Annotated in this window: 20 protein-coding genes; 10 read left to right on the forward strand and 10 right to left on the reverse strand. The window is 71.2% G+C overall.

From position 1 onward, the window contains the following. Nucleotides 1-2: 2 nt before the first annotated feature. Nucleotides 3-530, forward strand: coding sequence for a DUF8054 family protein (locus N0B31_RS19190; protein ID WP_260644026.1), 528 nt, complete (start codon nucleotides 3-5; stop codon nucleotides 528-530). Here N0B31_RS19190 and N0B31_RS19195 read toward each other — a convergent pair. The 3 genes from N0B31_RS19195 to N0B31_RS19205 all read right to left on the reverse strand — a co-directional run bounded on the left by N0B31_RS19195 (nucleotide 519) and on the right by N0B31_RS19205 (nucleotide 4039). Next, the gene (locus N0B31_RS19195) at nucleotides 519-2180 is read right to left on the reverse strand and encodes a b(o/a)3-type cytochrome-c oxidase subunit 1 (protein WP_368389257.1); all 1662 of its coding nucleotides are present in this window, start codon (nucleotides 2178-2180) and stop codon (nucleotides 519-521) included. The genes N0B31_RS19190 and N0B31_RS19195 overlap by 12 nt on opposite strands. A 101-nt stretch (nucleotides 2181-2281) precedes the next feature. Then, entirely contained in the window at nucleotides 2282-2848 is a 567-nt protein-coding gene (locus N0B31_RS19200) for a cytochrome c oxidase subunit II (protein ID WP_260593223.1), read from the reverse strand. Nucleotides 2849-2854: 6 nt separating this feature from the next. Continuing rightward, nucleotides 2855-4039: a halocyanin domain-containing protein gene (locus N0B31_RS19205; protein WP_260593224.1), complete on the reverse strand. Its 1185-nt coding sequence runs from the start codon at nucleotides 4037-4039 to the stop codon at nucleotides 2855-2857. 164 nt (nucleotides 4040-4203) lie between these two features. On the opposite strand from N0B31_RS19205, the gene N0B31_RS19210 reads away from it, so the two are divergent. The 5 genes from N0B31_RS19210 to N0B31_RS19230 all read left to right on the forward strand — a co-directional run bounded on the left by N0B31_RS19210 (nucleotide 4204) and on the right by N0B31_RS19230 (nucleotide 8688). Beyond that, complete coding sequence (locus N0B31_RS19210; RefSeq protein ID WP_260593225.1) at nucleotides 4204-4548, forward strand: winged helix-turn-helix domain-containing protein; 345 nt, start codon at nucleotides 4204-4206, stop codon at nucleotides 4546-4548. A gap of 70 nt (nucleotides 4549-4618) precedes the next feature. Then, complete coding sequence (locus N0B31_RS19215; protein ID WP_260593226.1) at nucleotides 4619-4816, forward strand: DUF8131 family protein; 198 nt, start codon at nucleotides 4619-4621, stop codon at nucleotides 4814-4816. Between the two features lie 7 nt (nucleotides 4817-4823). Next, a complete protein-coding gene (locus N0B31_RS19220; RefSeq protein WP_260593227.1) occupies nucleotides 4824-5615 on the forward strand; it encodes a sulfite exporter TauE/SafE family protein in 792 nt (263 codons plus the stop codon). Further along, the gene (locus N0B31_RS19225) at nucleotides 5612-8032 is read left to right on the forward strand and encodes a heavy metal translocating P-type ATPase (protein WP_260593228.1); all 2421 of its coding nucleotides are present in this window, start codon (nucleotides 5612-5614) and stop codon (nucleotides 8030-8032) included. The genes N0B31_RS19220 and N0B31_RS19225 overlap by 4 nt, the downstream gene beginning before the upstream one ends. Continuing rightward, the gene (locus tag N0B31_RS19230) at nucleotides 8029-8688 is read left to right on the forward strand and encodes a DUF7546 family protein (RefSeq protein WP_260593229.1); all 660 of its coding nucleotides are present in this window, start codon (nucleotides 8029-8031) and stop codon (nucleotides 8686-8688) included. The genes N0B31_RS19225 and N0B31_RS19230 overlap by 4 nt, the downstream gene beginning before the upstream one ends. A 27-nt stretch (nucleotides 8689-8715) precedes the next feature. On the opposite strand, the gene N0B31_RS19235 is transcribed toward N0B31_RS19230, so the two are convergent. The 5 genes from N0B31_RS19235 to N0B31_RS19255 all read right to left on the reverse strand — a co-directional run bounded on the left by N0B31_RS19235 (nucleotide 8716) and on the right by N0B31_RS19255 (nucleotide 13350). Next, on the reverse strand, nucleotides 8716-9681 hold the full coding sequence (locus N0B31_RS19235) for a ring-cleaving dioxygenase (protein WP_260593230.1): 966 nt from the start codon (nucleotides 9679-9681) through the stop codon (nucleotides 8716-8718). Between the two features lie 72 nt (nucleotides 9682-9753). After that, on the reverse strand, nucleotides 9754-10608 hold the full coding sequence (locus N0B31_RS19240; protein ID WP_260593231.1) for a beta-keto acid cleavage family enzyme: 855 nt from the start codon (nucleotides 10606-10608) through the stop codon (nucleotides 9754-9756). After that, nucleotides 10605-10805: a hypothetical protein gene (locus tag N0B31_RS19245; RefSeq protein ID WP_260593232.1), complete on the reverse strand. Its 201-nt coding sequence runs from the start codon at nucleotides 10803-10805 to the stop codon at nucleotides 10605-10607. The genes N0B31_RS19240 and N0B31_RS19245 overlap by 4 nt, the downstream gene beginning before the upstream one ends. Before the next feature lie 49 nt (nucleotides 10806-10854). After that, complete coding sequence (locus N0B31_RS19250) at nucleotides 10855-11850, reverse strand: phosphate uptake regulator PhoU (RefSeq protein ID WP_260593233.1); 996 nt, start codon at nucleotides 11848-11850, stop codon at nucleotides 10855-10857. A 492-nt stretch (nucleotides 11851-12342) separates the two neighbouring features. After that, nucleotides 12343-13350: a TIGR04024 family LLM class F420-dependent oxidoreductase gene (locus N0B31_RS19255; RefSeq protein ID WP_260593234.1), complete on the reverse strand. Its 1008-nt coding sequence runs from the start codon at nucleotides 13348-13350 to the stop codon at nucleotides 12343-12345. A gap of 128 nt (nucleotides 13351-13478) precedes the next feature. Here N0B31_RS19255 and N0B31_RS19260 point away from each other — a divergent pair, with 128 nt between their 5' ends. Next, nucleotides 13479-14807 (forward strand): nucleotide sugar dehydrogenase, encoded by a 1329-nt coding sequence (locus tag N0B31_RS19260; RefSeq protein ID WP_368389258.1) that lies wholly within the window; start codon nucleotides 13479-13481, stop codon nucleotides 14805-14807. A 90-nt stretch (nucleotides 14808-14897) separates the two neighbouring features. Here N0B31_RS19260 and wecB read toward each other — a convergent pair whose 3' ends face one another. Both wecB and N0B31_RS19270 read right to left on the reverse strand, forming a co-directional pair. Beyond that, nucleotides 14898-15989, reverse strand: a complete 1092-nt coding sequence (gene wecB, locus N0B31_RS19265) for a non-hydrolyzing UDP-N-acetylglucosamine 2-epimerase (protein ID WP_260593236.1) — start codon at nucleotides 15987-15989, stop codon at nucleotides 14898-14900. Next, on the reverse strand, nucleotides 15986-17728 hold the full coding sequence (locus N0B31_RS19270) for a polysaccharide deacetylase family protein (RefSeq protein ID WP_260593237.1): 1743 nt from the start codon (nucleotides 17726-17728) through the stop codon (nucleotides 15986-15988). The genes wecB and N0B31_RS19270 overlap by 4 nt, the downstream gene beginning before the upstream one ends. Nucleotides 17729-17853: 125 nt before the next feature. Between N0B31_RS19270 and N0B31_RS19275 the strand changes: the two genes are divergently transcribed. The 3 genes from N0B31_RS19275 to N0B31_RS19285 all read left to right on the forward strand — a co-directional run bounded on the left by N0B31_RS19275 (nucleotide 17854) and on the right by N0B31_RS19285 (nucleotide 21881). Then, nucleotides 17854-19041: a Gfo/Idh/MocA family protein gene (locus N0B31_RS19275; protein WP_260593238.1), complete on the forward strand. Its 1188-nt coding sequence runs from the start codon at nucleotides 17854-17856 to the stop codon at nucleotides 19039-19041. Nucleotides 19042-19176: 135 nt separating this feature from the next. Next, nucleotides 19177-20796 (forward strand): glycosyl hydrolase family 28-related protein, encoded by a 1620-nt coding sequence (locus N0B31_RS19280; RefSeq protein WP_260593239.1) that lies wholly within the window; start codon nucleotides 19177-19179, stop codon nucleotides 20794-20796. Further along, nucleotides 20793-21881: a glycosyltransferase family 2 protein gene (locus N0B31_RS19285; protein ID WP_260593240.1), complete on the forward strand. Its 1089-nt coding sequence runs from the start codon at nucleotides 20793-20795 to the stop codon at nucleotides 21879-21881. The genes N0B31_RS19280 and N0B31_RS19285 overlap by 4 nt, the downstream gene beginning before the upstream one ends. Nucleotides 21882-21891 lie beyond the last annotated feature (10 nt).

Consider the following 21891-nt stretch of genomic DNA (forward strand, 5'->3'; position numbering starts at 1 on the left):
CGATGGACGTCCCGCCGGGGCGACTGGTCCGCTCGCGCGTGCAGTGCGACGCCAGCGCGGTGCTCCGCGAGGCGCTGGACACGAGCCTGACGGGGTACGCCGCGCTCGAACCGCGCGACGCGCTGCTCGGCGGTGGCGGCCGCGGCCTGCTGGTCTTCCGCGACGGCGTCCCGACGATGGCGTACCACCCCGACTCCGGGGCGGGCGGGGCGGCGGCGCTGGCGAAACTCGCGGGGCCGGGGCCCTGTCGCGCGGAACTCCACGCCGTCGACGCGGCGGCGCTCCCCGACGCCGACGGTGCGGCCGAGTTCCGCGTGCCGCCGGGGATGCCGGCCGAGCGACTCGCCGGTGCGCCCGAACTGGCCGCCCGCGCCCGGCGGCTGGCGACCGAGGAGGCACCCGAGACGGACTCGGCCGTCCTGGCGTTCCTCGAGGACGAACGGAAGGTCGAGGCGATACGCGAGAACGCGCGAGAAGAGGCCGAACGGCGCGCCGAGGAGTGGGGCTTCGACGACGCGCTAGCCGAGTAGCCCGGCGAGCCACGCCGGGACGGGCGCGCTACCGGGGTCGAACAGGCCGTCGCCGACGAGACTCGCCAGCGGCAGGCCGTACGCGAGGACGACCAGCAGCACCGCGATGCCGGCCCAGAGCCAGAGGTTGTCGAGCACCTTCGGGCTCGCTTCGGGCCCCGAGAGCGCCGCGGGCAGTTCGCTGTTGACCGTCAGCCGCCCGCCCTTCGGGTTCATGTAGGTGTCCCACATCACCGCGAGGAACATCAGCAGCGAGACGAACAGCAGGACGCCTCCCAGTGCGATCTGGATGCGCATCTCGGCGTAGCTCCCGTAGGCCGAGACGTACTCGAACCCCTCGTACTGCGGGACGGCGGTCCGGCGCGGGACGCCCGCGAGGCCGGCGCGGTGCATCGCGTTCGACATCAGCACCATCCCGATGAACCAGACGAACGGCTGGGCCGAGGCCCACGAGCGCAGGCCGAGCGGCCGGCCGGTCACCTGCGGCACCAGCCAGTAGGAGATGCCCATGAACGTCAGGGCCGCCGCGGTCCCCACGGTGAGGTGGAAGTGGCCGGGCACCCAGAGCGTGTTGTGGACGAGGTAGTTGATGTTCATGCCGGCGTTGATCATGCCGGAGAAGCCGCCGGCGGCGAACATCAGGCCGGCGAGCGCACTCGCCGAGAACGCCGGGTTGTCCCACGGCAGCGCCTTCAGCCAGCCGAGCAGGCCGGTCCCGCCGCGCTGGCGCGCGCCGTGCTCGATGCTGGCGACGACGGTGAACGCCGTCAGCAGCGACGGCAGCAGGAGGAACATCGTGTTCGTCATCGCGACGAACTTGAAGCCCTCCGGGATGCCGGGGTCGACGTACTGGTGGTGGAAGCCGACCGGGGTCGACAGCAACAGGAACAGCACGAACACGATGCGTGCCAGTCCGTCGCTGAACAGCCGCCCGCCGGCCAGTTTCGGCAGGATGGTGTACCAGACGAGGTACGCCGGCATCAGCCAGAAGTAGACGACCGGGTGGCCGAAGAACCAGAACAGCGTCCGGGTCAGCAGCGGGTCGACCTGCGAGATGAGCCCCAGCGACCACGGGATGAGGAAGAACACCACCTCGACGGCGACACCCATCGTGGCGATGAACCACATCAGCATCGTCACCAGCACCATGAACGTCCGGAGCGGGATGCGCGCGTCGGCGTTGTCCTGCCGCCACGAGAAGAACGTCCGGAAGTAGTTGATGCCGGCGACCCACGAGCCGACGATGATGAGCGCCGCCCCGATGTAGAAGATGGGGTGGGCCGCCAGTGGTGCGTAGAACGTGAACAGCACGTCCGCACTCACCGGGACGAGGTCCGTCAGCCCGCCGAGGATGGCGGTACCCGCCAGGAGCGTCCCGAGCAGCATCAGGCGGAACCAGAGCTTCGTCGTCCACTCGCTGGCGACGGGCGTATCGAGGCTGTCGGTCACCGCCCAGAGGAACAACCCGGCGATGAAGAACGTCGTGAACACCAGCACCAGGAGCACGCCGTGGCCGGTGAGGATGGTGTAGTAGTCCTGGTTGGCGATGAAGCCGCGGTAGATGCCGGTCCGGTGGAGCGCCTGGATGACGCCGAACAGACCGCCCGCGCCGAGTGCGAGGAACGCCACCGCGAAGCAGTAGCGGACCATCCGCGACTCGAAGGGGTAGCGCTCGACGAACGCCAGTCGCCCCTCGGTGTCCGTGGCGGTCTCGGTCCCGGTTCGCGTCGGAGTCTCGTCGGCGTACGCCATCAGTTCTCACCCCCGTCGGCGTCGGCGTCCTCGTCGGTCAGGTCCGCGACGCCGCTATCGGTCCCCTCGATGGAGAACTCGGACTGGGGCACCACCTCGATGGTGCCGGCCATCTCGTGGTGGGCGGCCCCGCAGTACTCGTGACAGACCAGCCCGTAGGTCTGCGGGTCGTCGAACTCGACGGTGATCTTCGAGACCTGTCCGGGGATGGCCATCGTGTTCACGTTCGTCCCGGTGATGCTGAACCCGTGGATGACGTCGGCCGAGGCGACGTGGAACGTCACGGTGCTGTCGGCCGGGAGCGTGATGGGTTCGTTCGTCCCCGGTCGGAAGATGAACTGCTGGGCGACGACGTAGACGTCGTACTCGTTCTCTCCGACCTGGCGGACGCCGGGGTCGGAGAACTGTTCGTGCTCGCCGAGCGCGCTCGAGTCGATGGTGCCGCCACTGTCGCTGATCATCGCCACACCGGGGCCGACGGCGCCGTAGGTGATGGTGGCGATGAGGCCGACGATGAGCAGCAGTGCGAAGCCGAGCCACGCTTTCTCGAATCTGTGTATCTCCATTGTATATCAGCCGATGACGGTAGGACCGTTGTTCAGGAACTCGACGAAGTACATGAACACCCACATCACCACGAGGATGAGGAAGTACCCCGCGATGAGCGTCGCCGTGCCCACCGGGTCGTACTCGTCGTGCGTCAGTTCGTGTGCCGACGTCTCGAAGCCGGTCTCGGTCGCCGGGTCCGCCTCCGGGGCCCGGTAGGACCGGCGGTTGGCGTAGACGTAGAGCAGACCGGCGACGACCGGGAGGGTCATCAGTCCGAGGACCGCGCCGAACGCGCCGAACACGCGGTTGGCGAACGCCTCGTCGACACCTCCCTCCTCGGCCGCGGGGCCACCGACGTTCCCGACGGCGACGGCACCCTTCATGCCGAGCGCGCGGTGTGGTTGGCAGTAGTAGGTCGTCACACCCTCCTCCTCGAAGGTGTGTTCGAAGGTGAAGCCGGCCTCGGCGGTCAGTTCCGAGCCGAGTTCCTCACCCTCCTCGGTGAGGACGTTGTGTTGACCGCCCTCGCCGGTCCACTCGAAGACGACGGTGGTGCCGGGGTCGACGCGGATGGCGGCCGGGCCGAACGCGAACGCGCCACCGTTGCCCTGCGCGCCGACGTCGACGGTGACCTCGCTCTGTCCCCGCAGGTCGACGGTCCCGTCGTAGTTGTCGACGTCCGAGAACCAGTCGCCGTAGTCGGGTTCACCCAGCTGGACGGGACCGGCTCCCTGGTCGCCGACGACGACGGCACCCTTCATCCCGAGCGAGCGGTGGGGTGCGCAGTAGTACGTCGTGATACCCTCCTCCTCGAAGGTGTGTTCGAAGGTGAAGCCAGCCTCGGCGGTCAGCTCCGATTCGAGCGAGACGCCCTCCTCGGTGAGGACGTTGTGTTGACCGCCCTCGCCGGTCCACTCGAAGACGACGGTGGTGCCGGGGTCGACGCGGATGGCGGCCGGGCCGAACGCGAACGCGCCACCGTTGCCCTGCGCGCCGACGTCGACGGTGACCTCGCTCTGGCCGCGCGCGTCGACGACGCCGTCGTAGTTGTCGACGTCGTCGAACCAGCCGCCGAAGTCGACGCCGTCCTCCTGTGCGCTCGCGGTTCCCGCGGCGGCCAGCCCCGCTGCAGCCACGGTGCCGCCGAGGAAGGCCCGCCTCGTCGGGCCGGTCCGTCCGGTCGGTTCGCCCGACCGGCGCTCCGTCACGGTCGCCACCTCCGCCAGTGAGCGGTGGCAATCACCGTCACGGCTCCGGATTTTCGAGAGTCCATGTCCGGTCACCCGGAACAAGAGGAGAAAAAATGGGCAACACGTTCCCAGTTACTGGGAATGAACGCTGTAGTCGTCCCACCCGGTGACAGAGTTCTCCCATGGACTCCCTCGAGACGACACTCGTCCAGGAGGAGGGGGCCGTCGAGGAGTTCGACGGCGACCCGACCGTGGTGTTCGACGCGCTCGCCGACGACACCTGTCGGCGACTGCTGATCGCCACGGAGTCACCACGGACGGCCGCCGAACTCCGCGACGACCTGTCCCTGCCCTCCTCGACCCTGTACCGGAAGTTGAACCGACTGCTCGACGCCGGCCTCGTCCGCGAGGTGGAGCAGACCCCGACCGGCGGGAACCCCGCCCACCGGTACCAGCGGACCGTCGCCAGCGTCGACGTCCGCCTCTCGCCCGGTGACCTGCCGAAACTCTGGGTCCGGTACGGCTAGCCCGCCGCTCGTTCCCAGACTCTGGGACGAAGTGCGCGCTCTTTAGTCGGTCAGGTCACACCGTTCACGTATGCGCATTAGTCCGGCCGCCCTCGCCGTCGTCTCGCTGCTCGCGCTCCCCTCGGCGGCGGTGTTCCTGCTCGATCGCATGGAACTGTTCGTCGCCGTGGCGCTCCTGAACGTCGTGCTCATCACCGCCAGCGTCTACCTGATGTTCGGCGGCCGCGAGGCGGAGACGGAGACCCACTCGCACGCCGAGCACGCCTGAACACGCGATGGTCACCGGCATCGCGAGTGATCCCGGACTCATCGTCTTCCTCGCCATCGGCGTCCTCGGCGGTGCCCACTGTCTCGGGATGTGTGGGCCACTGGTGACGCTCTACGCCGACCGGATGGGTGGGGCGGCGACCGACGGGGGCCACCCGACCGCCACCCGGACCGCCGACCGGGGGATGACGTTCCGCGAACTCCGCCAGCACCTGCTGTTCAACCTCGGGCGCACCCTCTCGTACGCCACCATCGGCGCCCTGCTCGGGGCCGTCGGGATGGTGGTCTACGACGCGGCCGCCCTCGCGGCCGTCGCCCGTCCCGTCCGCGGCGTCGCGGGCGTCCTCACCGGCGTCGCTATCGCCGTCGCCGGCGTCGCCTACGTCCGGGGCGGCACCGCCGCCGGCCACCTCCCCGTCGGCAGCGTGTTCGGTCGCGTGACCGGTGCCCTGACCGAGCGGGTCGACCGCTGGGTCCGTGGCCCCCGTATCCTCGCGCTGGGCGCCGTCCACGGCCTGCTCCCGTGTCCCATCCTCTACCCCGCGTTCCTCTACGCGCTGGCGGTGGGGTCGCCGCTCCGCGGTGGCCTCTCGCTCGCCGTGCTCGGGCTCGGCACCGTGCCCACCCTGCTGGCCTACGGGACGGTGTTCCAGTCGCTCGACGCGGGGACCCGCCAGTCGCTCCACCGCGTCCTCGGCGCCCTGTTCCTCGTCCTCGCGTACGTCCCGCTCTCGATGGGACTGAACCACCTCGGGATCCCCGCGCCGATGTTCGGCATCCCGGTCTACCAGCCGCTATGACCGCGACGCCCGCCACCGCCGACCCGGCGACCGACCCGGACGAGGGGTGTTCGCTCTGTGGCCTCCCCACGCCGGACCCGCCCGTCACCGAAGCCGACGTGGACGGGGCGTTCTGCTGCCGGGGCTGTCTGGAGGTGGCCCGGACCCTCGACGACGCCGAGTCAGTCGAGGACGTGGACCGCGGCCCGGACGCCGAGTCCGTCGAGGGCGACGAGGCGTTCCTCGCCGTCGACGGGATGCACTGTGCCACCTGCGAGGCGTTCGTCGAGCACCGCGCGACCCGCCACGAGGGGGTCCGGGCGGTCGAGGCCTCCTACGCCTCCGGCCTCGTGCGGGTGGTCTACGACGAGGCCGAGCTCGCGGCCGACGCGCTCACCGACCTGCTCTCGGGGACGGGCTACACCGCCCGTTCCGTGGAGGACGGCCCCGGTACCGACCGGACCGAGGAGGTGGGCCGCCTGCTCGTCGGCGGCTTCTTCGGGATGATGGTGATGTGCTGGTACGTGCTGTTCCTCTACCCGACGTACCTCGGCTTCGACTCGGTGCTGTTCGACGTCCGGAGCACCTCCGGGCAGTACCTGCTCTGGAACGTCGCGGTGTTCGCGGGGGTCGTCTTCGGCTACACCGGCTACCCCATCCTGCGCGGGGCGTACGTCTCGCTCAGCGCCGGCCGACCGAACATGGACCTGCTCGTCGCGCTCGCGGCGACGACGGCGTTCGTCTACTCGACGGGCGTCCTGCTGACCGGGGGCGCCGACGTCTACTACGACGTGACCGTCGCCATCGTGCTGGTCGTCTCCATCGGGGGCTACTACGAGTCGAAGGTGCGCGAGCGCGCGGCGGGCCACCTCACCGACCTGACCGAGGAACGGGTGCGCGAGGCGCGCCGCCGGACCGCCTCGGGGGTGGAGACGGTCGACGTCGACGCCCTCGAACCGGGTGACGAGGTGCTCGTCCGCGCCGGCGAACGGGTCCCCGTCGACGGCACCGTGGTGGAGGGGCCGGCGGCCGTCGACGAGTCGCTCGTCACCGGCGAGTCGCTCCCGGTCCGCAAGCGCCCGGGCGACGACGTGGTCGGCGGCGGACGGGTCAGCGACGGTGCGCTCGTCGTCGCGGTCGGTCCCGAGGCCACCTCGACGGCCGACCGGCTCGTCTCGACGCTCTGGTCGGTCCAGTCCTCACGGCCGGGCGCCCAGCGCCTCGCCGACCGCCTCGCGGCCGTGTTCGTCCCCCTCGTCCTCGTGGTGGCCGCGGGGACGTTCGCCGGTGGCCTCCTCCTCGGTGCCGGGCCGACCGAGGCGTTCCTCTCGGCGCTCGCCGTGCTGGTCGTCTCCTGTCCGTGTGCGCTCGGGCTCGCCACGCCGCTCGCCGTCGCCAGCGGCGTCCGCGAGGCGCTCGAACGCGGGGTCGTCGTCACGAACGGCGAGGTGTTCGAGCGGGCGGCCGAGACGGACACGGTGGTCCTCGACAAGACGGGGACGCTCACGACGGGCGCGATGGCTGTCACCGACGTGGTGGCTCCCGACACGCCCCGCGAGGCGGTACTGGCCCGCGCGGCGGCCGTCGAGCAGTTCGCCGACCACCCCGTCGCCGGGGCCGTCCTCGCCGCTGCGCCCGCCCCCGAGACTGCCGGGGCGGCGAGCGAGTTCGAGACCCACCCCGGCCGCGGCGTGAGCGCGACCGTCGACGGCGAGCGGATCGTCGTCGGTCGCGGCTCCCTGTTCGACGAGCGGGGCTGGTCGGTCCCCGACGCGCTCGCCCGGCGGGCCGCGGCCGCGAGCGAGGCGGGACAGGTCCCCTCGCTCGTCGGCTGGGACGGCACCGCCCGCGGCCTCGTCGTCGCTGGCGACCGGGCCCGTGAGGGGTGGGGGTCGACCGTCTCGGAACTCGCCAGCGAGGGCCGGCGCGTCGTGGTCCTGACCGGCGACGGCGAGGCGGCCGCCCGCCCCTTCCGCGAGCACCCCGACGTGAGCGAGGTGTTCGCGGGCGTCCCGCCCGAGGGGAAGGCCGCCGTGGTCGAGCGTCTCCGGGCCGACGGGACCGTGGCGATGGTCGGCGACGGGTCGAACGACGCGCCTGCGCTCGCGGCGGCGGACCTCGGTATCGCGCTGGAGTCGGGCACCCGGCTCGCCGCGGACGCGGCCGACGTGGTGGTGACGACGGGCGACCTCGGGACGGTCCCCTCGGTGTTCGAGTTGACCCGAGCGGCCCGGCGCCGGGTCCGTGAGAACCTCGCGTGGGCGTTCGTCTACAACGCGGTCGCGGTGCCGCTGGCGGTGCTCGGTCTCATCAACCCCCTGTTCGCCGCCGTCGCGATGGCGGCCTCGTCGCTGCTCGTGGTGGCGAACTCGGCCCGGTCGATGGGTGACGGCGAGCGACCGGCCCCCGTGGGGCGCCCGGAGGTGACCGGCGCGTGACGACGACCGAACCGGTCCGCGTCGGTCCCCTCTCGCTCCCCCGGCGCGCGGTGCTGGTGGTCGGGGTGCTCCTCGCGCTCGAACTCCTCCTCCTCGCGTGGTACCTCGGGACGACGACGGCGACGGTGTTCGCGCCGCGTTACCTGCTCTACCCGTTCGTCTGGGTGAACGTCGGGGTGCTGGCGGTGCTCGGCACGGCGCCCGTGACCGGCCCCTCACGCCGACGACTGCTCGCGGGCGTCGCCGCGACCGGCTACGCCGGCCTCCTGTTCGTCATCGACGGGAGTCTGGCGCTCGCGGCACGACCCCCCGCGACCGGGTTCCACGTGATGCCGCTCCCGCCGGGGTGGGGCCCGGCGCTGGCCTACGACGGGGCGACGCTCACGGTGACGCTGTTCCCCTACCGGGTGGTGGGGTACGCCGCGCTGGCGTACCTGCTCTACGCGACGCTCGTCGAGGCCTCGCGCGCGGCGCTCGGTGGCCTCCTCGGCCTCGCCTCCTGTGTCTCCTGTACGCTCCCCGTCCTCGCGGCGTTCGTCTCGGGCGTCGCCGGCGGGTCGGTGACGGCCGTCGCCACCGGTCTCTCCTACGACCTCTCGACGCTCGTGTTCGTCGCGAGCGTGGCGCTGCTGTCCTGGCGGCCGTTCGGACGGTAGAGGCAGTGAGGGGGCCGAGAAGCGGGGTCAGTCCTCGGTCGCGGTCGGTGCGCGCTCGCGGTCCGGGTCCCACTCGAACGCGGGGAGCGCCGCCTCGATCTCCGCGCGCTCGTCCTCGAGCCACTCGGGCAGCGTCAGGCGCTCGCCAAGCGACTCGGGGTCCTCGTCGACCGTGAAGCCGGGTTCCGGGGTGGCGAACTCGAACAGCACCCCGCCGGGTTCGCGGGCGTAGATGGCGGTGAAGTACTTTCGGTCGATGGGGTCGGTGGCGTTCAGCCCCGCTTCGCGCAGTTCGTCACGCAGGGCTTCCTGCTCGTCCGTGGCCACCTCGAACGCGACGTGGTGGACGGTGCCGACGCCCATCTGTCCGCGCGGGAGCGACGTCTCGACGAGGTCGACGACGGTGCCGAGGCGGTCGGCGCCGGTGTCGTAGCGGGTCCGGTCGCCCTCGCTGTCGACGCGGTCGAAGCCGACCAGTTCCAGTATCTCGGCGGTCGGGGCGGCGCCGGAGACGGCCAGCGTGACGCCGTAGAACCCACGGATCTGGTGTTCCATCGGGACCGGCCCCTCCATCCACGGCTCGCCGGGGCGCTCCCCGTCGTGGAAGACCAGTTCGGGACCGATGCCGTCTGGGTCGGCGAACTGGAGGACCGGCTGGGAGAACCGCTCGTGCTCGGAGTAGCGCACGCTCCGCGATTCGAGGCGGTCGCGCCAGTAGTCGTAGGAACTCTCGGGGACCGAGAAGGCCGTGAACTGGGTCTGGCCCGCCCCGAACTCGCCCCGTCGGCCGGTGTCGGTCCACGGGAAGAACGTCACGTTCGTCCCCGGCGTCCCGACGCCGTCGCCGTAGTAGAGGTGGTAGGTGTCCGTGTCGTCGTGGTTGACGGTCCGCTTGACGAGTCGCAAGCCGAGCGTGTCGACGTAGAACCCCGCGTTCCGCTCCGGGTCGCCACCGATGGCCGTGACGTGGTGGAGACCGGGTGTCGTGGTCATACTGGCACTGTACGCTACCCGACGGGATATACGTTCGGCGCGACCCACGACGGTGAAGCGGCTCGAGGCGGCCTACGAGAGCCCCAGTATCTCGCGGGCCTCCGCCGTCGTCGCCACCGGCCGGCCCAGCTCCTCGGCGACGCGGACGGTCCGCTCGACCAGCTGGGCGTTCGACTCGGCCGGCTCCCCGGACCGGTAGTAGACGTTGTCCTCCAGCCCCACGCGGACGTGCCCGCCCAGCAGGACGGCCATCGTCGTCAGCGGGAGCTGGTGGGGCCCGAACCCGAGGACGTTCCACGGGCTCCCCTCGGGCAACTGGTCCACGAGGTTCAGGAGGTTCCGGGGGTCCGGCGGGGTGAGCGTTCCGCCCCCGAAGATGAGGTTGACGTACGGCGCCTCGCTCACGAGGCCCGCCTCCACCAGCCGGAACGTCTCGTTGAGGTGGCCGTTGTTGAACACCTCCAGTTCTGGGACGATGCCCCGTTCGTCCATCTCGCGGGCGAGTTCGTCGATGGTGTGGCGGGTGTTCTCGCTCGTGAGGCGGTCGTACCGGTTGAGCGGACCCATATCGAGACTCGCCATCTCCGGGGCGGGGTCGGTCCGCAGCGAGTTCCGGCGCACCTCGAGCGGCGCGCCCGTCCCGCCCGTCGAGTTCTGGAGTATCACGTCGTCGGTGGCCTCGCGCACCGCGTCGTTGACCGCCTGGAAGCGGGCGGTGTCGAACGATCGCTCGCCGTTCGGCCGGCGCGCGTGGAGGTGCAGGACGCTCGCGCCCGCCGCCTCGCACGCGGCGGCCTGCTCGGCGATCTCCGCGGGCGACTCGGGGATGGCGGGGTTCGCCTCCTTCCCGTGGACGCCGCCGGTGAGCGCCGCCGTGACGACCACCGGGTCGCCCGCGAGGTACGACTCGTAGCCCGTGGCGCTCATTCGTACCACTCGCAGTCGCGTTCCGGGTCGAGGCCGTAGCGCGCGTTGCAGACGTCTGCCCGCATCGGCTGGACGAACGCGTCGACCACCGTGCAGTAGGCTCGCGCCGTCTCGAAGGCCCGCTCGCCCGCCTCGGTCCGGTACTCGAGGTGGCGGCAGGTGTCCCCGCCATCGGCGTCGTCGGTGTCGTCGGTCACACGCCCGCTTCGACGCGCGGTGTCGTAAGGCTAGCCCGCCGGCGTCGGCTCAGGGCGCCGGGAACGCCCGCTGGAGCGCCACCTCGGCGACGTTGCCCCCGTAGTCGGCGACCCGGGAGAGCGAGTCGACGGCGAGGCCGAGCGGCCCCGCGAGGTCGGGGTCGACGTCGCGAACCGCCGCGTCGAGGTCGCGCGCGAGTTCGCCGGTCCGGTCGTTGGCCGCACGGGCCTCGTTGGCGAGGCGGACCGCCCGGTCGGCGTCCGTCTCGAAGAACGCCCCCGTCGCCCCGTCAACGACGCCAGCGGCCGACTCGTGGAGTGCGGCCAGCGACTCGTCCACGGCGTCGGGCACCCACGTCGCGTCCTCGGTCAGGTGGGCCAGTTTCTCGGCGTGGTCGGCCACCCGCTCGTACTGGCGGACACACCGATGGTGGTCGAAACACGCCGTCTGGGTGAGGCCGGCCTCGGCGGCCACCTGCGGGTCGCGAAGCGAGGTGCGGAACGCCCGCTCGACCAGCGCCCGCAGGCGGTCCACGTCGTCGTCACGCTCTATCACGTCCTCGGCCAGCGGTCGGTCGCCCTCGCGGAGCGCCTCGACGGCGTCCGCGAGCATCGCCGTCGAGAGCCGGTGTGCCCGGACGGTGGCGTCCCGGACCGAGAGTTCGGACTGGTCGAGCAGGTCACGCAGGCGGATGGCCCCGCCCGTCTCCTCGACCACCTCGAACCCGACGAGGCGACGGGTCGCCCGGCGCACCGTCCGCCGGCGTTCGGCGGTCACGCGCGGCGCCTCGAGTGTCACCACGTCGAACCCGCCCACGTAGAGGGTGGTCACCGCCCGGACGAGCGCCTCGCCCTCCAGCCCCCGGACGTCGAGGACCACCTCGCTCGGGTCCCCCCCGGTCCGTGGCCGGACCAGGAGCGTGTCGTCCTCCTCGAACAGGGCCACGACGGTGCCGCCGCTCACGCCGTGCTCCGTCGCCCACCCCTTCGGTATCGACACCGTGTACGTGGACCCACCGGTCACCTGCACCTTCCGCGTCTCCATACGCGGCGTGGCGCGGGAGAGGCCCATAAAACGCGATACGAGGCGGTACGGAGCCGTCTCTCCGGCTCCCCACCTCTCCGGAGCGCTACCCGTGGCTCGTGTCCGCGGCCGGGGCACACCGGGAGTCTACGCGGCTCCAGCGCAGTGGAGCGAGGATCGTTTCGGCCCGAGCGCGGCCGCGTCGCTACCGCGCGAACTGCAAAAAGTGACGGGGCGAAGCGTGGTCGTCAGTGCGCGTACAGCCCGTGGACCTCCCGCGCGTGGGCGAGAAGCTCCTCCGTGGTGTCGAAACTCTCGCCGCAACTGCACTGGTGATGCGCCGATGGCGCGGGTTGGCGTGTCGCCATATCGATACCGTACAATTCATAGAATATAAGGATTTCCCGTCGTGGTTCGGACGGCTCTGTTCTGCTACGGACGTAGGCATGATCTCAGTTTTCGAGACGAGTGTTCACACGGATGGTGGGTGGGTGTGACGAACGTCCACACGGGTCAGATGTCGGCGAGGGCCGCCATCGTCTTGCGCTTGTCCGACTCGTCCATCCCCGAGACGAACCCGGCGCGCACCGCGTCTACCCCCTCCACGTCGAGGAACGAGCGGACCGTCTCGCGGACGTCCGCCGGCGTGCCGTAGGCGGCGACGGCGTCCAGCAGCTCGTCCGGGCAGGCGGCCGCCATCGCTGCGGTGTCGCGGTCCGCCCACGCGGCCCGGATGTCGTCGACGGCCTCCTCGAACCCCTGCTCGGCCACGTTCTTCCCGTAGAACGGGCCGTACGCGCCGACGAGGAACGCTACCATCGCGCGCGTGCTCTCTCTCGCTCGCGCCGGGTCGTCGCTGGCGAAACACCGGACGAGCGGCGACACGCGGATCTCGCTCGGGTCGCGACCACCCAGCTCCGCGCCGCGTTCGAGGTCGGTGAGGCGGTCACGCAGCCCGTCGGCGGTGAACAGCTGCGGGACCCAGCCGTCGGCGAACCGGCCGGTCATCTCCACCGCCTTCGGCCCGAGCGTGGCGAGGTCGATGCCCGGCGGGTCGTCCGGGACTGGACGGTCGTACGAGAGGCCGCCGTCGAACTGGAAGAACTCGCCGTTGTACTCGAGTCGCTCCCCGGTGAACACCTGTCGGATCACGTCGATGGTCTCGCGCGTCCGGCGCAGGGGGCGCTCGAACGGGAAGCCGTGCCAGTCCTCCGTGATGGCGGGCGAACTCGGGCCGAGGCCGAGGCGGTAGCGCCCGCCCGAGAGGTCGTGGAGCGTGAGCGCGGTCTGTGCGAGCAGGGCGGGCGAGCGCCCCCACGGCGAGAACACGTCGTTGGCGATGCCGACGGTGTCGGTGCGCTCGGCCACGACCGACAGGAGGCTGGCGACGTTCCAGCCGGTCGCCTCGCCCATCGAGACGTAGGCGAAGCCGTGGTCCTCGGCCTGCACGGCCCGGTCGGCGACGCCGCCGGGGTGGTCGTGTTCGCGCGTCTGGACGACGACGTCGAGGGGGAGCGTCATACCTCGGTGCTGGCGGGGCCGGGGCTTGAGTCTTGGCCGCAGTTTCGGGCACTGGAGCGCCGATTAGCAAGTGCGATACTCACGTCAGTGTATGCATAACGAAAACCGTCTGTCCCCTCGTCGTGAGCATGATTTGTGTCCACGGGCTGGGGTACGTCGGCCTCGCGACGGCTTCGCTGTTCGCCAACGCCGGCCACGAGGTGGTCGGCTACGACCCCAGTGACTGCGTCCGAGCCGCCCTCGAGGCGCGCCGTCCCCGCGTCACCGAGCCCGAACTCCGGGAGTTCGTCTGCCGCGCCCTCGACGCCGAGGAGGAGGGCCGGCTCACGGTGAGCGACACGCCCGTCGCCGCCGACTTCCACCTCGTCTGCGTCCCCACGCCGTTCGACGAGTCGACCGGCCACGCCGACCTCCGGTTCGTGGACAGCGCCGCGCGCAACGTCGGCCGCGTCCTCCGCGCGGGTGACGTGGTCGTCCTCGAGTCGACCGTCCCGCCGGGGACCACGGAGGGCACCTTCCGCGAGACGCTCGAGGCCGAGTCCGGCCTCGTCGCCGGCACCGACTTCGGCCTCGCGTTCACGCCCGAGACGGTCCTGCCGGGCAACACCGTGGCCGAACTCCGGACGAACGCCCGCATCGTCGGTGGCATCGACGCCGGCTCCCGGGAGGCGGTCCGCGCGCTCTACGGCACCGCCATCGAGGCCGAGCGGCTCTCGGCACCCGACTGCACCACCGCGGAGTTCGTCAAACTCGCACAGAACGCCTCCCGTGACGTGCAGATCGCGTTCGCCAACGAGATGGCCCGCATCGCCGGCGACTACGGCGTCGACGCTCGTGCCGCCATCGGCCTCGCGAACCACCACCCCCGCGTGAACATCCTCTCGCCCGGCCCCGGCGTCGGTGGCCACTGCCTCCCGGTCGACCCGCACTTCCTCAAGGAGGCCTCCGACAGCGTCCACCTCGTCGAGACGGCCCGCCGGGTCAACGACTCGATGCCCGAGTACGTCATCGAACTGCTGGAGGGGACCGTCGGCTCCCTGGAGGGGAAGACGGTGGCCGTCCTCGGCGTCGCCTACAAGGGGAACGTCGACGACGCGCGCAACAGCCCCGGCCTCGCCATCGCCGACCTCCTCGGGGTGGCGCTCCCCGAGGGTATCGAACTCCACGGCCGGGCGATGACGCTGGCCTCCGACGGTGGCGGCACCGTCACCCACGGCGAGGGCGTCACCGTCCGCCTGACGGACCCGTACGTCACCGACGACTCGCTGGACCTCGTCCCGCTGACGGCGGCGCTCGACGGTGCCGACGCCGCCATCCTCGCCTCGCCTCACGCCGAGTACGCCGACCTCGACCCGGCCCGCGTGGCCGCGCTCGGCCCGGACGTCGTGGTCGACCCGTTCGGCATCCTCGTGCCCGAGCGGTGGGCCGAGGCGGGCATCGAGGTCGTGACGTACTGAGCGGTCGAGCGCGCACTGTCGGTTCTCGCTGGTCTGGTCTCCGCCCCGTAGCCCACGGCTCGCCTCGCTCGCCGTCCGCCATCCCTCGTGCTACTCGAACGCCGCCACCAGCACGTCCACGATCCGCTCGGCCGCCTTCCCGTCCCCGAACGGCACGTCCCAGTCCCCCGTCTTCCCGTCCATCGTCTCCGCCCCCTCCAGTATCTCCTCGGGGGCGACCCCGGCGACGCAGTTCGCGCCGACGAACGCCGTCTCCGGGCGCTCCGTGTTGTACCGCAGGGTGACACAGGGGGTCCCGAGGATGCACGTCTCCTCCTGTACGCCGCCCGAGTCCGTGAACACGAGCGCCGCCTCGCTCTCCAGCCGGAGGAAGTCGAGGAAGTCGGTGGGTTCGACCAGTCGGACGCCGTCGGGCACCTCGATGCCGGCCTCGTCGAGGGCGGCCTCGGCCCGCGGGTGGATGGGATAGACGACCGGGCGCCCGGAGCGCTCGGCCCACTCGCCGACGCCCCGCAGGAGACCGGCGAACCGCTCGTGGTCGTCGGTGTTCTCCGCGCGGTGGGCCGTCAGCAGGTCGAACGCGCCGGGTTCGAGGCCGAACTCGTCGAGCACCGTCGAGTGCTCGGCCGCGAGGTCACGGAACGCGTACACCGAGTCGACGATGGTGTTCCCGGTGACGTGGCTCCGGTCGTCGAGGCCCTCGCGGGCGAGTTCCGCGGCCGCGTCCTCGGTCGGGGCGAACAGGAACTCGGCGGCGTGGTCGGTGAGGACGCGGTTGACCTCCTCGGGCATCGACCGATCGTAGCTCCGGAGCCCGGCCTCGACGTGGCCCAGCAGGGGGGCCAGTTTCGCCGTCGCCAGCGCCCCCCCGAGCGTGGAGTTCGTGTCGCCGTGGACCAGCACCACGTCCGGCGACTCGGCCTCGAGGACGTCCTCCACACCCTCGAGGATGGCCGCGGTCTGCTCGCCGTGGCTGGCGCTCCCGACGCCGAGCTGGTGGTCCGGCTCGCGGACCGACAGCTGGTCGAAGAAGACGGCGTCGAGCTCCTCCGAGTAGTGCTGGCCGGTGTGGACGAGCGTCACGGGGAGGGCACGCCGCTCGAGTTCGGCGAGCACCGGTGCCATCTTGATTATCTCCGGGCGGGTGCCGAGGACGACGGCGACGTGTGGTGCCTCGCTCACCGTCCCTCGCCGGGATCAGGGGCCGGTGACGTGGTCGACTCAGTGGGCATCTCTGTCGGAGCGTCGCCCCCGTGGCTCTTGTAACTTCGCGACGTGACTGGTATCGTCGTGCCCTCGTCGCCGCCCTCGGAGCCGGGGAGCGAGAGCGACTCCCACCACGCGTCGTGGGCGTGGAGCCGCGGGATGCGGTGTGGGTCGACGTTCGAGCCGAGCGGCTCGTCCTCGGCGGTGACGGCCAGCGAGTGGGTCTCGCGGACGAGCGCGAGCGCGGCCGCCGAGTACCGGCCGTACGGGTAACAGAAGCGGTCGACCGTCACGCCGAACTCGCGTTCGAGCCGCCGTCTCGCCTCCCTGACCTCCGTCGCGAGCGCCTCGGGCGCGACGGTGGCGAGGTCCGGGTGCGTCATCGTGTGGTTGCCCAGCGTCACCAGGCCCGTCTCCAGGGCGGCCCGGACCTGCTCGCTCGTCATCAGCGGGGCGGGCGTCGTCTCGCCGTGGTCGGGGTCGTTGAACCGGGGGTCGCCGTCGGGCGACCGCTCCAGCCGCGAGGCGAACTCCGGGTGCTCGCCGTCGAGCAGCCCGACGGGCACGAACAGCGTCACCGGGACGCCGAACTCCTCGACGATCGGGAGTGCGTGGTCGTGGAAGTTGGCGTACGCGTCGTCGACGGTGATGGCGACACGCGGGCGGTCACCGTCGCCCTCGTCCGCGAGCAGGGCCGCGAGGTCGACCACCTCGTAGGCGTCGACGAGTCGCGCGAGGTCCTCGCGGAACCGTTCGACGGAGACGTTGCCGTACCGCTCGCGCTCGCCGACGGAGTGGTACATCAACACCGCGTCACGGCTCCGCGGCGTGTCGCCCACGAGGGCGCTTGCGACCTCTCCGACCCGGAGCGCCGCCGCCGTCAGGCGGTCGATGGTCTCGCCCAGCACGTACAGGAGGACGTCGGTCAGCCGGACCTGGAGCGTCGGGTTCGCGGGGAGCGTGTACTCCCGGTAGAGGTCGAGCGCCGACTCGTGGTCGCCGAGTTCGCGGGCGGCGCGTGCGTGTCTGACCCGGATGTCGACCAGTTCGGCGAGGCTGCACGCGTAGTCGTGGTAGACGACGGGCCGCGGGTCGTACCGGACCACCTCGCGGTCGACCAGTTCGAGCAACCGCTCCGTGAGAACCAGCCCCTCGTGACCCCACGGCACGTCGCCGAACCCGCCCACGTCGAGGTACGTCTCGCGGTCGATGGCGGTGTTCCCCTCGATGTCCAGCAGGTAGGGGAGGTCGTCGTCGCCGAGGTCGTAGTTCGTCGCCAGCCGGTTGTAGACGCTCCGGGTCAGCGGCAGGACCCGCCCCCGGACCGCCATCGCCCCCTCGCGGTAGGCCTCGAGGTGCGAGGCGACGAAGTCGTCGGCCGGGACGGCGTCGTCGTCGAGGAAGACGAGGAGGTCACCGTCGGCACGCTCGGCGGCGAAGTCCCGTGCGAGGTTCGGCCCGACGTTCCGCTCCAGCCCGTACCACGTCCCCGAGAGGCCGGTCCGTCGCAGGAGCGGCTCGGGGTCGTGGCCCGTGCCGTTGTCGACAACCAGCAGCTCGAAGGCGGGGTCGGTCTGTCGGCCGAGCGCCGCGAAGGTCCGCGCGAGTTCCGCCGCTGGCGTCTCGTAGGTGACCACGACGACGCTGGCGGCGGGTGCCCCAGTCCGTGCCCCGAACACGTCGGTCGTGGCGAGGCTGGGGCGAGCGCGATTCATCACCCTGATATCCACCGTCACGGTGGAAAGTTATTGACGAGGTTACCCGCACGGGTGGCCGCATTCGACCGTTTGGGAGGGTTAGCCGACCCATACTGATACTCTCGGAAGCCGGAGCGTCACCGATGACTCACACCACCCGCGTCGGCTTCATCGGTACCGGGCCGGACCCGGACCGTCCGGACACGACCGGCTACGCGATGGCGTACCGCCACGCCAGCGGCTACGAACGACTCGATGACTGCGAACTCGTCGCCTGTGCCGACATCGTCCCGGAGAACGCCGCCGCGTTCGCCGAAAAGCACGGTATCGACGACGAGCACGTCTACACCGACTACCGCGAGATGCTCGCCGAGTGCGACCTCGACGTCGTGAGCGTCTGCACGCCGCCGGGGACCCACCACGAACTCGTCCTCGGGGCGGCCCGGTCGGGGCAGGTCGGCGCCATCCACTGCGAGAAACCGCTCGCGAAGACGCTGCCCGACGCCCGCGAGATGGTCGAGGTCTGCGAGGCCGAGGGCGTCCAGCTGACCGTCAACCACCAGTACCGCTACGGCAAGCCGTTCGCGAAGGCGAAGACGCTCCTCGACGGCGGCGCTATCGGCGAGTTACGACGGTTCGAGTTCGGCCACACCACCCTCTACGACACCGGGTCGCACTACTTCGACCTCTGTAACTGGTACAACGACTACGCCGACGTGGAGTGGGTCCTCGCCGGCCTCGACTACCGCGAGGAGAACCGGATGTTCGGCGCGCACAACGAGAACCAGGGGCTGGCCCAGTGGCGCTACGAGAACGGCGTCTTCGGCCTCGCCTCGACGGGGTGGGGCGACGAGTTCGTCGACTGCCTCCTCCGCATCCGCGGCAGCGAGGGCGAGATCGAGATCGGGTCGTCCAGTGGCGACCTGCGCTACCGGAACGCCCACACGGACGGCCGCTGGAAGGTCGTCGACACCGACGGTGACACGGTCTGGGGGCCGACCGCCGGCCGCGTCGGGGCCGGCCTGAAACGCGTCCTCCCGCGCATCGCCGACCGCCTCGTCGCCCGGCTGGAAGGGCCTTCGTTCATCGACCGGGCCATCGAGGGCGTCGTGACGGCGTACCGCGAGGGGCGGACCCCGGAGCTCGACGCACGGCGGGCGCTGGCCTCGCAGGAACTCGCGTTCGCGGCGTGGGAGTCGGTGCGCCGCCGTGGCCGCGTCGACCTGCCGCTCGACGTCGAGGACAACCCCCTCGAGGCGATGGTCGAGGCCGGCGAGCTGGACCCGGCGCCCGCCGAAGACCCCGAGACACAGCGGTCGCCATCGAGCTGAGTCGGGGGTCTTCCCCGTCCCGTCAGTCGTTCGTACAGCGCTGAACAGTCTGGTATTCGGACCATAACTTACTCCTTTGATTGCGTACGCGACGGCGTGAACGCTCCAAACTCGAACGGTGGCGACGACCCCCAAGTGGGAACGCCGTCCGGTGGCACCTCCGACACCGGGTCCGGCGTCGGCCGCCGTGATGTTCTCACTCTCCTCGGCGCGGTCGGTCTCGGGTCGCTCGCTGGCTGTAACCAGTTGACCGGTGAGAACCCCGCCGTCGACACGCCGAACGGTGGTGGGCCCGAGATCCCCGACCTCTCCGACGTGGGGTCGGTCTACGTCGGCGAGCGCGCGAGCGACCTCCCGACGCCCGAGAGGACGCCCGCGGTCGGCATCACCGGCGAGGGGAACTACGTCAACGACGGGCGCGACTGGCTCGGCCCCATCGGGATGGGCACGAGCGAGCACCCGGCGAACCCGAGCCACTTCGAGGGCGCCACGGTCCACGGCCAGCTGGCCGCACAGTCGCTCCTGCTCGACGGCGACGTGTTCGACATCCGGGCCTACGGTGCGGCTGTCGACGGCGAGACAGACGACCTCGAGGCCGTCCAGACGGCCCTCGAGAAGGCCGCCGAGGTGGGTGGGACCGTCCTCGTGCCGAAGGGGACGACGGTCATCTCGAACGCCATCGACCTCGGGCCGCGACACTCGGGCGTGACCCTGCGTGGCGTGGGCTACGACTCGCACGTCCGCCTCGCCGGCGGCCACCGAGACAACCACTACGGCATCCTCGTCGACAGCGAGGGCGGCGACTCCATCGTCAACCTCACCATCGAGGGGCTACGCCTCGACGGCAACCGCGACAACCAGGTCCGCGAACACGGGCTGGGCATCCAGATCGCCCGCGGCAACGGCAACGAGGTCGACCGAGGTATCGTCGTCCGGAACGTCTGGTCGCACGACTGGATGCTCGAGGGGCTCGGCGTGCGCCGTGGCGGCGTGATGGTCCGCGACGTGCGGGTCTGGAACAACCGCCTGCACGGCATCGGCGTCAACCACGAGAGCGAGGCGACGAACGTCATCAGCGGCGTATACGCCTGGAACAACGGCCTCTACGGCATCGACGTGGGCGGGAGCGGTCGGAACATCGTCACCGACTTCGTCCTCGTCAACAACGGCTGGGGGTTCAAGACCGGGGGTGGGAAGCCGGACATGACCATCTTCGCCAACGGGTCGGCCGTCGGCAACAAGCACTTCGGCTTCCAGATGACCGACGACGTCGGTGTCCTCGTCCTCGACAACATCGAGTGTCGGGCGAACGGCAACAGCGGTTTCCGATTCGACAAGAGCGGCGTCGTCGTCGCGGGCACGCTCGTCGCCACCGACAACGGCGGCCGCGCCAACGTCCACGTCGCCGACGGCCAGCTCGACGTCGACACGCTCGTCCTCCAGGATGCCAAGAGCGACGGCCTCGTCGTCGAGGGCGTGGCCAACGTGGGTCGGGTGGTCACCTCCGGCAACGGCGGCGTCGACGTCCGGGTGCCGTCGTGGGGTCGCCTCCACGTCGACCACCTCCGGGACGCCTCCAGGGCCATCGAGGGCACGCTCGTGGAGGGCCGGGTCGCCAGCACGGCGCTCGGCGGGAGCAGCCCCGACGCCCGCCAGTACGAGACGGGCACGTTCGTCCACGACACCGACCGCGACGGCCGGGTGTGGCTGGTCGTCGACGCCTCGAAACGCGACGGCGTGGTGAAGATGTCGTGACCGACGCGACCGGACGGAACGGCGCGAACCACCGCGGCCGGCCGCTGGTGAGCGTCGTCATCCCGAGCTACGACCGGCCGGCGTTCGTCCGCCGTGCGGTCCAGTGCGTGCTTGACCAGACGTACCCGAACGTGGAGTGCATCGTCGTCGACGACCACTCGCCGTACCCGGTCGAACCGATGGTCGCGGACCTCCCGACCCACCGGCTGTCGCGGTTCCGCGTCCTCCGGCACGCGGAGAACCGGGGGGGAAACGCCGCGCGGAACACCGGTATCGAGGCAGCACGCGGCGAGTTCGTCGCGTTCCTCGACGACGACGACCGCTGGCTCCCCGAGAAACTCGAGAAGCAGGTCGCCGCCTTCGACCGGGCCGGGCCCGGGGTCGGCGTGGTCTACACCGGGGCGGTGGTGGTCGACGGCGACGACGAGGTGGTGGCGACGTACGTCCGGCAGGCTCGCGGCGACGTCCTCCCGGCGCTCGTCCGCGGCCTCACCGTCGGGTCGTTCTCGCGGGTGCTGGTGCGTCGCGATGCCATCGAGGCGGCCGGCCTCCCCGACGAGCGGTTCCCCAACTGGCAGGACCGGGAGTGGTACATCCGCCTCGCCGCGGTCTCCGACTTCGAACCGGTCCCCGAACTGCTGACGGTACACACCGCCGCCGACCACGTCCAGATCACCGACGGGTTCGAGCAGAAACGCGACGTGGCGCTCCCCCTCTTCCTCGAGAAACACCGCGAGACGGCGGCGGCGCACGGCACCATCGCCGAGCGACAGTTCGTCTCGGTCCTCCTGTGGTCGACGGCGTGGACGGGGTTCACGAGCGGCCAGCGCTGGGCGGCCGTGAAGATGCTGCTCCGTTCGCTCCGGGTGTGGCCGCTCTCGACGACGGCGTACCTCCTGCTGGGGCTGGCGCTGGCCGGTCCGCGTGTGTACCAGACGCTCCGGGGGCTGAAGGGGAACCGGGCGGTCGCCAGGGAGGGGCTGCACCCCGAGATAGAGCGGCTCCCCGACCTGACCACGCCGCCGGAACTGGAGCGCGAGTCCGTGGCGGCCGACGGGGGGAGCGAGAGCGAGGACGAGGACTGACGGACCGCCC

Source organism: Salinirubellus salinus (genome assembly GCF_025231485.1).
Classification (GTDB): domain Archaea; phylum Halobacteriota; class Halobacteria; order Halobacteriales; family Haloarculaceae; genus Salinirubellus; species Salinirubellus salinus.